This is a genomic window from Streptomyces sp. NPDC043726 (assembly GCF_056436565.1).
Window position 1 is genome coordinate 1 of record NZ_JBWKCI010000011.1, and the last position, 13,291, is coordinate 13,291.

10 protein-coding genes are annotated in these 13,291 nt (G+C 71.5%); 2 read left to right on the top strand and 8 right to left on the bottom strand.

Going from position 1 to position 13,291, the window contains the following annotated elements; translation table 11 throughout:
* The first annotated feature begins 185 nt into the window (after window positions 1-185).
* Window positions 186-1,397 (top strand): TerD family protein, encoded by a 1,212-nt coding sequence (locus tag AC068Z_RS29425; RefSeq protein ID WP_478562975.1) that lies wholly within the window; start codon window positions 186-188, stop codon window positions 1,395-1,397.
* A gap of 61 nt (window positions 1,398-1,458) precedes the next feature.
* Here AC068Z_RS29425 and AC068Z_RS29430 read toward each other — a convergent pair whose 3' ends face one another.
* The 8 genes from AC068Z_RS29430 to AC068Z_RS29465 all read right to left on the bottom strand — a co-directional run bounded on the left by AC068Z_RS29430 (window position 1,459) and on the right by AC068Z_RS29465 (window position 11,097).
* Window positions 1,459-2,475: a 1-aminocyclopropane-1-carboxylate deaminase gene (locus tag AC068Z_RS29430; protein ID WP_478562105.1), complete on the bottom strand. Its 1,017-nt coding sequence runs from the start codon at window positions 2,473-2,475 to the stop codon at window positions 1,459-1,461.
* Between the two features lie 19 nt (window positions 2,476-2,494).
* Window positions 2,495-3,139, bottom strand: a complete 645-nt coding sequence (locus AC068Z_RS29435) for a GntR family transcriptional regulator (RefSeq protein ID WP_478562108.1) — start codon at window positions 3,137-3,139, stop codon at window positions 2,495-2,497.
* Between the two features lie 114 nt (window positions 3,140-3,253).
* Window positions 3,254-4,837, bottom strand: a complete 1,584-nt coding sequence (locus AC068Z_RS29440; protein ID WP_478562111.1) for a TROVE domain-containing protein — start codon at window positions 4,835-4,837, stop codon at window positions 3,254-3,256.
* A 351-nt stretch (window positions 4,838-5,188) separates the two neighbouring features.
* Window positions 5,189-6,637: an alkaline phosphatase PhoX gene (locus AC068Z_RS29445; protein WP_478562114.1), complete on the bottom strand. Its 1,449-nt coding sequence runs from the start codon at window positions 6,635-6,637 to the stop codon at window positions 5,189-5,191.
* A gap of 160 nt (window positions 6,638-6,797) precedes the next feature.
* On the bottom strand, window positions 6,798-7,280 hold the full coding sequence (locus AC068Z_RS29450; protein WP_478562117.1) for a Pycsar system effector family protein: 483 nt from the start codon (window positions 7,278-7,280) through the stop codon (window positions 6,798-6,800).
* 139 nt (window positions 7,281-7,419) lie between these two features.
* Complete coding sequence (locus AC068Z_RS29455) at window positions 7,420-8,778, bottom strand: serine/threonine-protein kinase (RefSeq protein ID WP_478562120.1); 1,359 nt, start codon at window positions 8,776-8,778, stop codon at window positions 7,420-7,422.
* Window positions 8,779-8,894: 116 nt separating this feature from the next.
* A complete protein-coding gene (locus tag AC068Z_RS29460) occupies window positions 8,895-9,566 on the bottom strand; it encodes a Crp/Fnr family transcriptional regulator (RefSeq protein WP_478562123.1) in 672 nt (223 codons plus the stop codon).
* Between the two features lie 109 nt (window positions 9,567-9,675).
* A complete protein-coding gene (locus AC068Z_RS29465) occupies window positions 9,676-11,097 on the bottom strand; it encodes a hypothetical protein (RefSeq protein ID WP_478562126.1) in 1,422 nt (473 codons plus the stop codon).
* A gap of 354 nt (window positions 11,098-11,451) precedes the next feature.
* Here AC068Z_RS29465 and AC068Z_RS29470 point away from each other — a divergent pair, with 354 nt between their 5' ends.
* Window positions 11,452-13,281: an endonuclease/exonuclease/phosphatase family protein gene (locus AC068Z_RS29470; protein WP_478562129.1), complete on the top strand. Its 1,830-nt coding sequence runs from the start codon at window positions 11,452-11,454 to the stop codon at window positions 13,279-13,281.
* Window positions 13,282-13,291 lie beyond the last annotated feature (10 nt).

Consider the following 13,291-nt stretch of genomic DNA (forward strand, 5'->3'; position numbering starts at 1 on the left):
CCAAAAAAAACACTCTTCCCCCCCCCCCCCCTCTTCCTATCTCGCCGTGGGGGAACTCCCGGCACTGGGGGGCGGCAGCCGCCAGGGGGGGGCGGGGGCGGCGCCCCGGACCCCCCATCCCCCGATCGGTCCCCTGGTAAGGGAACGGTAAAGCGGCCCCGCTCGTTCAATGGGGCATGACAGCTATGACCCCCGGCTCGAACATCCCTCTCTCCACCGCGCGCGTGACGGTGGACGTCGCCGCCCCGGTGCGGCTCGACGTATCGGGCCTGCTGCTCACCGCCGACGGCAAGGTGCGCTCGGACGACGACTTCATCTTCTACAACCAGCCGAACGGCCCGGGTGTCACCTACCGCTCGGGCGGCGGCTCCGCCCCCGACGCGATCATGGTCGACACCACCACCGTGCCCCCCGGCATCGAGAAGATCGTCGTCACCGCCAGCCCGGACGCCCCCGGCCAGACCTTCCAGGGCATCGAACCCACGGCGACCATTCGCAACGCCGACGACAACAGCGTCCTGGCCACCTTCACCCCGCCCCAGCTCGGCACCGAGACCGCCCTGGTCATCGTCGAGATCTACCTCCGCAACGGCGCCTGGAAGGCCCGAGCGGTCGGCCAGGGCTACGCCAACGGCCTCGCCGGCATCGCCACCGACTTCGGCGTGACGGTCGAGGAGCCGGCCCCGGCCCCGGCGAGCGCCCCCGTCGCCCCGCCCCAGCCCACCATGCAGCCCCCGGTCGCCCCGCCCGCCCAGCCCGCCCCGCAGATGGCGACCCCGCCGCCCCCGGCCGCGCCCCCCGCTCCCGCCCCGGGCGCCGGAAAGATCAACCTCGACAAGGGCCGGGTCAGCCTCCAGAAGAACCAGACGGTCTCCCTCATCAAGGGCGGCCGCCCGCTGCTCTCCTCGGTCAAGATGGGTCTCGGCTGGGAGCCGGCGTACCGCGGCAAGGACATCGACCTGGACGCGTCGGTCATCGCCTACGGCCCGCAGCGCAACCACATCGACAGCTGCTACTTCGGCAAGCTGCAGATCGTGAACGGCGCGATCCGGCACTCCGGCGACAACCTCACCGGCGAGGGCGGCGGCGACGACGAGGTCATCACCGTGGACCTGGGCCGCCTCCCGCAGGACGTCACCGGCCTGGTCTTCACCGTGAACTCCTTCTCCGGCCAGAAGTTCACCGAGGTCGCCAAGGCCTACTGCCGCCTCATGGACGGCACGACCGGCGAGGAGCTGGTCCGCTTCGACCTCACCTCCGCCGAACCCCAGACCGGCGTCATGATGGCCAAGCTCATCCGCCAGTTCTCCGGCGAGTGGGAGATGACGGCCATGGGCGACTTCGTGAAGTCCCGCACGGTCCGCGGCATGGTCAAGCCCGCGGCCCAGGCGCTCTAGCGACCTTCCGGGCGCCCCTCGGCAGCGGGGGCGCCCGGCACCGGGGCGCCCGGCGCCTGTGTCAGAACAGCGCGCTGTACGCGTTCAGGGCCGGCTGCCCTCCCAAGTGGGCGTACAGCACCGTCGCGTCGCGCCCGATCTCGCCGCGCTCGACCATGTCGATCAGCCCGGCCATCGACTTCCCCTCGTACACCGGATCCGTGACCATCCCCTCGGTCCGTGCCGCGAGCCGCATCGCCGCCAGGGTCGTCTCGTCGGGGATGCCGTACGTGCCCGCGTGATACCGCTCGTCCAGTTCGACGTCCGCCAGGGCCGGTTCCTCGCGTACGCCGATCAGGCGGCCGGTGCCCTGGGCGATCCGCGCGATCTGCTCCCGGGTCCGGGCGGGCGCGGCCGAGGCGTCCACGCCGATGACGCGCCGGGTCCGTCCACCGGCCTCCTCCAGCGCGCGGAACCCGGCGATCATGCCGGCCTGGGTCGACCCGGTGACCGAGCACACCACCACGGTGTCGAAGAAAACCCCCAACTCGCGCTCCTGCTCGGCGACTTCGTAGGCCCAGCCCGCGAAGCCGAGACCGCCGAGCGGATGGTCGGAGGCGCCGGCGGGAATGGCGTACGGCCTGCCGCCCGTCTCCTCGACCTCCTTCAGCGCCAGCTCCCAGCTCTCCTTGAAGCCGATCCCGAATCCGGCCCGCACCAGGCGCACCTCGGCTCCGGCCAGCCGGCTGAGCAGGATGTTGCCGACCTTGTCGTAGACCGAGTCCGGCCAGTCCACCCAACTCTCCTGCACCAGGACGCACTTGAGCCCGGCGCGGGCCGCCACCGCGGCGACCTGGCGGGTGTGGTTGGACTGCACTCCGCCGATCGAGACGAGGGTGTCGCAGCCCTTGGCCAGCGCGTCGGCGACCAGGTACTCCAGCTTCCGCGTCTTGTTCCCGCCGTACGCGATCCCGGAGTTGCAGTCCTCCCGCTTGGCCCACAGCGAGGCACCGCCGAGGTGGGCGGTGAGGCGCTCCAGCGGGTGCACCGGTGAGGGTCCGAAGAGCAGGGGGTAGCGCTCGTAGGAAGCAAGGGACATAGGGTCCTCCCTGATCGACTCAGTCGGCGGCCAGCTCCTCCAGCCCCCGCCAGATCTCCGCCGTGACCCGGACCGCCCGGTCCACGTCGCCGGCGGCACACGCCTCGATCAGCCGCTCGTGCAGTCCCGCCGAGCGGCAGCTCCCGCCCTCACCGAAGCGCTGCCGTTCCAGACGGCGGATGAGCGGGGTGTAGCGGGCGACGGTGGCGGCGGCCGCGCGATTGCCGCTCACCCGCACCAGCACGTCGTGCAGCGCGTCGTCGGACCGCAGGGCGAGGTCCACGTCCCCCACCGTGACGGCGGTGGCGAAGCGGGCGTTGGCGGCGCGCATGACCTCCACGTCCGCGGCCGTCAGCCGGGGCACGGCGACCCGCGTCACCAGCTCGTGCATGGCCCCCACGACGGCCGCCGCGTCCCGTACGTCGGCGGCGACGACCGGGGTCACCCGGGTGTAGCTCTGCGGCTTGCTCTCCAGCAGCCCCTCGTCCACCAGCCGCGCGAAGGCCTCCCGGACCGGCGCGCGGGACAGCCCGAGGCGCTCGGCCAGCTCCGCGTCCCGCACCACCGCGCCCGGCTCGATCTCGCCGGTCACGATGGCGTCCCTGATGGCTGCGTAGGCGCGGTCCCTGAGCAGGGTGCGGCCCACCGGTCGGATGGCCTCCACGAACTGAAATGTTAGATGTCAGTTCTGCCGATGAACAGAGTGCGGGCCACTTGGGAGACAGCGAAGTGGCCCGCACCCCCGTGAAGTGCGGGCCACGCTCATGCGGCTCGGGGCTCAGGCAGCCCAGGGCCAGTCCGCGTCCCGGGCGGCCTCGAGCAGCGGCACCATCCGGAAGCCGGCGTCCGAGAGGCCGCCGAACGTGTGCCGGTTCCCCTCGCCCGACGGGCCGTGGCCCGCGCGGTAGCCGGCGAGGTTCCAGGTGTAGACCGGGATGTGCGCCGGTACCTGCTCGGTCGGGCCGCCGTGGCGGTTGTGCGCGTACTGCTCGTCCGTGACGATCAGCACCCGGTCGTGCTTGCGGTAGTGCCGGCGCACCGCGTCCGTGGTGTCGGTGCCGCCCAGGTCCCCGAAGCGCTCCAGGATCTTCAGCACGGACTCGCCCTTGCGGTACTTCACCCGGTTGCTCGACGTACCGAACTCGACGAGATCCGCGTCCGCCGCCCGCAGAGCGAGCGCCGTGCCGAAGATCGCCGCCGCGTCGGCCCGGTTGAGCTCGGAGCGGTCCGAGAGCCGCGAGTAGAACATCGAGCCCGAGCGGTCGACGAGTACCAGGGTCCGCCCGGCCAGCGCGGGCACCTGGGCCAGCGAGTGGCCGAGCGCCTGCTCCAGCGGGTACGACCAGCGCAGCGACGGCGCGTGCCGGTACGCGGCGAGGTAGCGGAAGGGGAACTGCCGCGACCGTACGACCTCCGCCGGGTCGCTGATCCGGGCGGCGACCCGGGCCGCCACCTCGTCCGAGACACCGGCCTCGTCGAAGTTGCGCAGGTTCCGCACCAGCGCCATCGGGCCCATCGACGGGATGACGGCCTCCCAGGCCGCCTTGTCCATCGGGCCCTGGAGCCAGCCGGCCAGCGCCTCCCACGTCATCCCGGCCGCCGCGAGCCGCTCGGCGCCGCCGTCCGAGGTCAGGACCGCGCGCCGGTCCGCCACGGGCAGCGCCATCAGCTCGCGGTGCGCGACCAGCGTCCGGCTGGACGCGGGCGGCACCGCGGTGTCGGGGTTGTGCCGGCGGTCGAGGGCGTACTGGAACAGCTCGCCCTGCCACGCCTTCGCCGGGTCCGGCGCCGCGTGCACGAGGTTGAGGATGTCGCCGAAGCGGTAACCCCTGGACGCGGTGTCGTACTTCAGCAGCGACTTGCCGCTGTACAGACGTCGTACGGCGTCGGCGATGCCCCGCTTCACGGGCTTGGGGACGTTGCGGCCGTACCGTGCCGTCCAGTACGCGAGCAGCTCGCCGGGCTCGTCGGGCCGCTGCAGCACCGAGTCGACGACCTGCCGGTTCGAGGGTCCCTCGGTCGCGCCGGCCTCCAGGCGTGCCTTCACGTACTCGGCGGCGCCCACGACGGCGGCGGTGCGGAGGTTGCCCTCGCCGCGCAGCCAGCCGAGCAGGCCCGCCGTCCACTCCGGGTCGGTGACGGCCAGCTCCCGGACCAGGGTCTGGAACCGGTCGTCGCGGTCGGCGCCGGACTCGTAGAAGGTCTGCTGCGAGACGAAGTTGGAGACAGCGAGCAGGAAGAGCTCGGAGCGCGCGTCGCGCTCCCGGCCGCGGCCGCCCTCGTACGTCCGCAGCACGCGGCCGGTCGAGGTCACTCGCGAAATCGGCTGAGCCTTCGCGGTCCGGATGTTGAAGCGGGACATGCTGAAATCCCCCCGAATTCATGTCTGTTGTTTCGGAGGAAGGCACAGCGAATGGTGGATGCCCGAGATCAGAAGTCGGCGACGGAACAGTCAGATGCTCTACCCGATTGAGCTACATCGACCCGAAGTCGATGACGGGACTCGAACCCGCAACCCTCCGATCCCATGAAGTAACCGTTGCCTGCGCACCGGGCACCCACCATGAGCTGCGCCTCCCGAGATCAAGTCGGCGGCGGCATGGATTCTTTGAGAGAGAAGTAGCCGCTGCCATCGCACCGGGAGGTGCGTGACGTCGTGATCTCACTGTAGGAGGGGCAGCTTCGGTGGGGCGAGCCATTTAATTCCGGGGAATTACCGTCCCTGGCGCTTCCACGGACCCGTGATGGCGAGCATGATGCCCGGGTCCTGGATGTTGGCGTACAGGGTGCGGCCCTTGGGCGAGAAGGTGACGCCGGTGAACTCGCTGTACTCGGGCTCCTCCTCGGTGCCGATGTTCAGCTCGTTGCGGGCGATCGGGTAGGTGCGGCCGCGGTCGGTGGCGCCGAAGAGGTGCTGGACGCCCTCGCCGTCCTCGGCGATGATCAGGCCGCCGTACGGGGAGACGGTGATGTTGTCCGGGCCGTCGAAGGCGCCGTCCTCGCCCGGGTCGGCGTTCACGCCGAGGAGGACCTTCAGGGTCAGGGTGCGGCGCTTGGGGTCGTAGAACCAGACCTGGCCGTCGTGCGGCCGGCCGGGGCTCTCGGACCGGGCGTAGGAGGAGACGATGTACGCGCCGCCGTCGCCCCACCACATGCCCTCGAGCTTGCGGCAGCGGGTGATCTGGCCGGCGGTGAACTGCTTGCGCACGGACGTGGTCCTCGCGTCACGGTCCGGGACGTCGATCCAGTCCACGCCGTAGACCGTGCCGATCTTGGTGGCGCGGGAGAGGTCGTCCACGAACTGGCCGCCGGAGTCGAAGCACTTGAAGGCCTGGAGCTTGCCCGCGTCGTCGGCGAGGGTGCGGAACCTGCCGCGGCCGTGCTCGTAACCCGCGGGCGGGGTCCAGCGGAACAGCAGGCCGTTGGGGTTGGAGGCGTCCTCGGTCAGATAGGCGTGGCCGCGCTTGGGGTCGATGACGACGGCCTCGTGGGCGTAGCGGCCGAGTGCCTTGATCGGCTTGGGGTTCTTGTTGGCGCGCCGGTCGATCGGGTCGACCTCGAAGACGTAGCCGTGGTCCTTGGTCATGCCCCGGGTGCCGGCCTTGTCCTCGGTCTCCTCGCAGGTGAGCCAGGTGTCCCAAGGGGTGCTGCCGCCGGCGCAGTTGGTGGAGGTGCCGGCGATGCCCACCCATTCGGCGACCTTGCCGCCGGGGCGCACCTCGACGACCGTGCAGCCGCCCGCGGCGGCCGGGTCGTAGACCAGGCCCTCGGCGAGCGGGACGGGGTGGTCCGCGTCGGCGTAGGCGCCACCGATCTCGTGGTTGTTGACCAGCAGGGTGGTGCCGCGCGGGCCCGCGAAGGCGGCGGTGCCGTCGTGGTTGGAGGGCGTGGACTCGCCCGACTCCAGCGTCGTCCTGCCGGTGTGGGTGATGACGCGGTACGAGAACCCGGCGGGCAGCGCGAGGATGCCGTCCGGGTCGGGGAGCAGGGGCCCGTACCCGATGCCGATGTGCCGGCTCGCCTCGTCCGCGCCCTCGGTGACAGGCTCGGTGGAGGCGAGGGCGTTCGGGGCGGTGGCGAGGGCGCCGACACTGCCCGCCAGTGCCACACCGGCTCCGGTGATCGCGGATGTTCTGGCGAAGTCCCTGCGGGTGAGCGACATGCTGTCTCCTGTGACGGTGGGTGTGCCGTGGAGGGTGGCGGACCTCGGTTCGGCGTCACCGTCCCGCCCCCAGCTGAACGGCAGTTGAACTCCGGGCGGCCGCACCGGACCGGGTTCCTGCCATCCGGCCGGAGCCGCACCGCAGCCGACGACCGCTGCCTCACATGCCCAGCACCGCCACCGCGACCCCGCAGCACAGCATCACGCCCGTCCAGGGCATGGCCCGCAGCAGATGGCGGTTCTTGGCGTGCGCGATGACGCCCAGCAGGCGTGCCATGTCCCAGAGTTGGGCGCACAGCTCGTGCGGGTCGGCGGCCGGCGGGATGTCCAGGCCCATGAAGCCGAACGGGCTGAGCGGCAGCGGCACGCGCAGCCGGGGCCGCATGGCCCGGGCGAGGTGGTAGCCGGAGACCACGAAGGTGACGGCGAACAGGGCCAGGGCGGCGTCCGTCAGGGGCCCTTGCCGGTGCCGGTCGCCGTTGCCGAGCGTGGTCACCACGGCGACCACACCCCCGGTGTGCACCACCAGCATGCTGTTGATCTTCGCGTCGGCCTCCTGGACGTAGCCCTGGAAGGCCGACAGCGCCCCCAGACCCGCGGCCACGGCGATCTCCATCGCCCGCCCACCCCCGTACTCCGACATCGACGCCCCCTGCCCGGCTTCCGTGTCACCAGGGTGCGGCGCCCGGGATGGTGAAGCGGTGTCGCCCGTCAGGTGACGGGGAGGCTCCGGGGCGCGGGGGTGGACAGAGGCGCGCGTTCGGGAGCGGCCTGGGGGCTGGTCACCGTGCCGTCCACTCCTGTATCCGGTCCCCCGGCCGGCAGGCCGCCGGCACCGGCGCACCGCCCTCGACGCCGGCCGTGAGGCAGTCGTCCGGCCGTGCCCCGTTGTGGAGCCGGAAGGAGCCCTCGCCGCCGGGCACGGGTACGGCCCACCACTCCTGGGCGGCCACGTCCGCGTACGCGCCGAGCGACACGCGCCCGGTGGCCGGGTCGAGGGTGAGCGCCTGCTCGTCGCCCGTGGTCAGCCGCAGCCGTCCGCCGCCCACCGGGCTCCACCGCCAGTTCCGCCCGGCGCCGTCCCGGTCGTCCACCAGCCTCACCCCCGTGGCATCGGCGGCGAGGACACCGCCGTGACCCACATTGCCGACGACCCCCCGCTCGTCCTCGGCGGCCGTGGACGGCACCGGCAGTGCGGGCCGCCCGATCTCCGAGCGGGAGGTCGCGGGGCCAGGACGGTCGGGAGTGGGCGACGCCGTCTCCGCCGCCCAGACCGAGGCGTCGACGGTCCCGGAATCGCCGGGCGGCCGGCTGAAGGACAGCGTGCCGACGAGCGCGGCCACCGTGAGGGCCGCCATGGCCGGGGCGACCAGGGAGGTCAGCACCAGCCTCGGCGTCCACTTGACGGCCCGCAGGATGCGGCGGCTCCGGGGTGCAACGGTTCTGCCGACCCGGCGCCGCAACCTGGCGAACAGTGAGGAGTTGACCGCCCGGCGCACCTCTTCCGCGGTGCGGCCGGGGGCGGTGATGTAGGCGTTCCGCTTCTTCTTGTGCTTGTCGAGCACCTCGACGGGCTGAAAGCCGGCCGGATCGACACCGGCCGCCCAGCCTCCGCCCACGGTCTGGTCGTACACGTACTGACTGACGATGACGACGAGCTGCTGTTCGGCGAACTCCCGCTGGATCCACTTGGCCTGCCGGCTGTCGACCAGCCGCTTCGTCTCGACCGCCCCCTCCCCCGCGGTGCCGAGCGCGCTGTCCGCCGCGAGGGCGGTGGCGACCGCCAGGCGGACCCGGAGCAGCATCGCGGGTTCCCGGCCGACGTTCTGCTTGGCCAGGGTGTCCTGGAAGGCCGCGACGAACTTGGAGACCACGAGGCTCATCCGCCGGCTGGGCCACAGGACCAGGAAACCGTCTCCGTCCTTCTGGAAGCCTTTCCACTCCGCGCGCAGCACATCGGGCATCTGTGCGAGCGCCTCCACGTACGCCCCGTAGAGCGCCGCCTGCGCCTTGACCATCTCTGGGCCGGCGAAGCTGCTGTAGTCGCCCAGATCGGCGCGTACGAATACGGCATCGAAGACATCGTCGCCGTCTGGATCTGACCCGAATCCGTCACCGGAACCGGACGCGTTGCCTTGCAAGTGCGTGTGACCTCTCCTGACGGAGGACGAAGTCCCATGAGGTGGTGACAGCAGGTGAATATCACACCCGAACGAAGGGTCGCCACCTGCTTCCCGCCCCCCTCACACCCCTGCCTTCACTCCTCTTCGGCCACCGCCCGAAGCCCCGTCAGATCCGTGACGATCAGGCGCCGGTGGTGAGCGTCCACGAGATCACGCAGCTCCCGCAGGGCCCGGTACGCGGTGCTCTCCGAGACCCCGATCAGCTCGCCCCACTCCATGTGCTTGAGGTCCATCGGAAGGATTACCTCACGACCGCGCACCGACTGCCCGAAGTCGTCGGCCATCTCCACCAGGACCCGGGCGAGCCGGACCGTGGGACTACGGCGGTGGAAGTCGACCCGTCGCCGGGTCGCGGCGGCCAGCTTCCGGCTGACGGACTCCTGCAGCCGCAGCAGCACCTCGGGGTGCTCGGCCTTGACCCGTTCGAAGTCCGCCCACCCGAGCCGAAGCGCGGTGACGGGCTCACTCCCGCAAGCGATGACGGAGGCACTGCGGGGCGCCCCGCTCATCCCGGCGAGTTCCCCCACCAGATCCCCGGACATCCGTACGGCGACGAGGGTCCACCCTCCGCCGGCGAGGGAGGCGATGACCTTGACGTAGGAGGAGAGCAGGGCGAAGACGTCGGATCCTGGTTCGCCCTCGGCGACAAGAAGGGAGCCACGGGGAAAGGTGAGGACCTCCCCCCGCTCGGCAAGGGCCCGTCGGGCCGCGGGAGTCAGTCCCCCGAGGAAACTGGAGGCCCGCACTCCGACTCCCTGAAGGGTCGCGGGGCTGTATCGATCTGCGGCTCCGCCGCGTGGGCGCGACCAGCCTCAAACAACCCGCAGCCGCCAACGCACCCCACACCCCACCCCCTCAGCCCTGCGACCGGGCCTTGAAGGCCGCCTTCCGCGCCTCCTTGGCGATCCGCTTGTCCGGATGCAGCCGCCCCATCGCCTCCAACACCTCCGCGGTGGCCGGATGTTCGACCCGCCAAGCGGCCGCGAAGAACCCACTGTGCTGCTGAGCCAGCCCCTCCACAAGGGCCTGGAGCTCGTCGGAGTTGCCCTCGGCCGCGAGCTGCGCGGCAACCGTGTCGATGGTCAGCCAGAACACCATCGCCTCGGACGGCGTGGGCACGTCCGAGAACCCGCGCTCGGTCAGCCACACCCGGGCGAGCCCGCCCAACTCGGCGTCGTCGAGCACCTCCCGCAGCGCGGGTTCGGCCTCCGCCCCGACCAGCGACAGAGCCTGCTGACACCGCAGCCTGCGCAGCGGCCCCCCGGCATCGGAGCCCCGGGCGGCGGCCAGCAACTCCCGTGCCGCGGGCAGGGACTGGCGTGCCGTCAGCCACTGTTCCGTCTCGGCCTGCGCGGCACCCGGCGGATAGGAGGCCGTGCCGTCCAGCAACGCGTCGGCCCCCTTGTCCGCGAGCTCACCGACGGCGGGCGCCGCGAACCCCGCCTCCAGCAGCCGCGCCCGCAGGCCGTACAGGCCGAGCGGGGTCAGCCGCACCATGCCGTACCGGGACACGTCCGTCTCGTCGACCGGCGCGGCGGGTTCCTCGTCGGCGTCCGCCATCAGCGCCTCGTCGACCGGCTGGTACTCGACGAGACCGACCGGCGCCAGCATCCGGAACTGGTCGTCCAGACGCATCATCGCGTCGGAGACCTGCTCCAGGACGTCGTTGGTGGGCTCCCCCATGTCGCTGGGCACGATCACCGAGGCGGCGAGCGCGGGCAGCGGCACCGGGGCCGCGCCGGGCCCGTCCTCGCCGACGGTCAGCAGGTACAGGTTCCCGAGCACGCCGTCGAGGAAGTCCGCCTCGGCCTCGGGGTCCCAGTCGAGCTGGGAGAGATCGATCTCGCCGCCTTCGCCCATGGCGTCGACGAGGTCGTCGAGGTCGGGTACGGAGGCGTCCGCGAGCACCGTCTCCAGGGCCGACAGCCACACCGCGAGCACGTCGTGCGGGGCGCCACCGGTGAGCACGGCCAGGTCCTCGCCCGCGGTGACGGTGCCCTCCTCCTCGTCGGCGATCTCGACGAGCCCCGCGTCGACGGCGACCCGCCAGGCCTCGCTCGCGTGGGCGGCGGCCTCGTCCCCGGTCAGGCCGAGGAGTTCGGCGGCCGCGGGGAGCTGTTCCTCCGCGAGCCCGCCGCCGGCGTCGACCCGGGTGTCGGGTCCGGCCCAGCGGGCGAGCCGGGCGGCCCGGGAGAGCAGGGGCGTGGACAGCGCGTCCCGCGCCAGCTCCGCTTCGGGATGCAGCCGCACGGGCGGCAGGGAGGAGCTGTCTGACATGGGCTGGTTCTCCTAGGGCGCGTCGTACCACTCAGCCGCTCAGCCTAGACCGCTTTGGCCCCATGCCGCCCGGTTCATCTACCCGTTGGCCTGTGTACATGGCCGAAACCTTGACAAGTGGCCTGACCAGGCAGGAGATTACGCGCGTAGAAATTCATAGGACACCTGTTCACCGAATCTCTACGCGCGTCGCACCAGCCCCATCGGTCGCGGCGCGTTCCGTGTGCCACGGCGGCCCCACCGGTCGCGGCGCCCGGAGTGCCGCAGCGCCCCACCGCGCCCACACGTTCAGCGTCACCGCACCACCGCACCACCCTCGTCCCGGCACCCACGCATGTCCCCGGAGGGATCCCGTTGCCGAGCAAGTCGTCCACGCGCCTCGCCGCGCTCACCGTCGCCGCTGTCTGTTCCGCGGCGTCCACCATCGCCCTGACCACCCCGGCGCACGCCGACTCGGTGCGCATCCATGACATCCAGGGCAGCACCCGCATATCCCCGTACGCCGGCCAGCAGGTCACCGACGTGACCGGCATCGTCACCGGTGTGCGCACCTACGGCTCCTCCCGCGGCTTCTGGATCCAGGACCCGAACCCGGACGCCGACGCGGCCACCAGTGAGGGCGTCTTCGTCTTCACCAGCTCCACGCCCAAGGGCGTCGCCGTCGGCGACCTGGTCACGGTCTCGGGCACGGTCTCCGAGTACGTCCCGGGCGGCACCTCCTCCGGGAACCAGGCGCTGACCGAGATCACCAAGCCGACGACCACCGTCCTCTCCAGCGGCAACGCCGTCCCTGCCGCGACCGTCATCGACGCCAAGTCGGTGCCGAGCGCCTACGTCCCGGCGGGCGACAGCGCCGCGGGGAACTCGGTCAACGGCCTGACCCTGCAGCCGTCGAAGTACGCCCTGGACCTGTACGAGTCCCTGGAGGGCATGAACGTCCAGGTCTCCGACACCCGCGTCGTCGGCGCCACCGACCCCTACACCGAGCTGTGGGTCACGGTGAAGCCGTGGGAGCACCGCAACCGCCGCGGCGGCACGGTGTACGGCTCCTACGCGTCGCAGAACACCGGCCGGCTGCAGATCCAGTCCCTCGGAGCGGTCGCGGACTTCCCGAAGGCGAACGTCGGTGACACCCTCGCCGGTACGACCGCGGGCCCGCTGGACTACAACCAGTTCGGCGGCTACACCCTGGTCGCCGGCCGGCTGGGCACCCTGGAGAGCGCCGGGCTCGAGCGGGAGACCACCGAGAAGCAGAAGAACGGCGAGCTGGCGGTCGCCACGTACAACGTCGAGAACCTCGACCCGGCCGACGCCACGTTCGAGGAGCACGCCTCCGCGATCGTGAACAACCTGAAGTCGCCCGACATCGTGTCCCTGGAGGAGATCCAGGACAACAACGGCGCGAAGAACGACGGCACGGTCGCCGCCGACCAGACGATGCAGAAGCTGATCGACGCGATCGTCGCGGCGGGCGGTCCCCGCTACGACTGGCGCTCGATCGACCCGGCGAACAACACCGACGGCGGCGAGCCGGGCGGCAACATCCGCCAGGCCTTCCTGTTCAACCCGGAGCGGGTCTCCTTCACGGACCGCGCGGGCGGCGACGCCACGACGGCCGTCGGGGTCACCGAGGTGCGGGGCAAGGCCGCGCTGACGGTCTCGCCCGGCCGTATCGACCCGGCGAACTCGGCGTTCGCCAACAGCCGCAAGCCGCTGGCGGGCGAGTTCGTCTTCCGTGGCCGCACGGTCATCGTGATCGCCAACCACTTCAACTCCAAGGGTGGCGACCAGGGTCTGACCTCGCAGTACCAGCCGGTCCCGCGCAGCTCGGAGACCCAGCGGCACCAGCAGGCGACCGTGGTGAACGCCTTCGTCAAGGACATCCTCGACACCCAGAAGAACGCGGACGTCGTCACGCTGGGCGACATCAACGACTTCGAGTTCTCCGAGACCACCAAGATCCTGGAGGACGACGGCGCCCTGTGGTCGGCGGTCAAGTCGCTGCCGCGCGGCGAGCGTTACTCCTACGTCTACCAGGGCAACAGCCAGGTCCTGGACCAGATCCTGGTGAGCCCGTCGATCCGGCGCGGCTGTGACTTCGAGTACGACAGCGTGCACATCAACGCGGAGTTCAACGACCAGATCAGCGACCACGACCCGCAGGTGCTGCGCTTCAAGCCGTAACTCCGGCTCG

What these genes read in the sequence shown, in the direction of transcription:
- AC068Z_RS29450 (WP_478562117.1), bottom strand. Translation starts at nt 7,280, where the DNA reads ATGTCGGAGTACGGGGGTGGGCGGGCGATGGAGATCGCCGTGGCCGCG.
- AC068Z_RS29465 (WP_478562126.1), bottom strand. Translation starts at nt 11,097, where the DNA reads ATGTCAGACAGCTCCTCCCTGCCGCCCGTGCGGCTGCATCCCGAAGCG.
- AC068Z_RS29425 (WP_478562975.1), top strand. Translation starts at nt 186, where the DNA reads ATGACCCCCGGCTCGAACATCCCTCTCTCCACCGCGCGCGTGACGGTG.
- AC068Z_RS29445 (WP_478562114.1), bottom strand. Translation starts at nt 6,637, where the DNA reads ATGTCGCTCACCCGCAGGGACTTCGCCAGAACATCCGCGATCACCGGA.
- AC068Z_RS29430 (WP_478562105.1), bottom strand. Translation starts at nt 2,475, where the DNA reads ATGTCCCTTGCTTCCTACGAGCGCTACCCCCTGCTCTTCGGACCCTCA.
- AC068Z_RS29440 (WP_478562111.1), bottom strand. Translation starts at nt 4,837, where the DNA reads ATGTCCCGCTTCAACATCCGGACCGCGAAGGCTCAGCCGATTTCGCGA.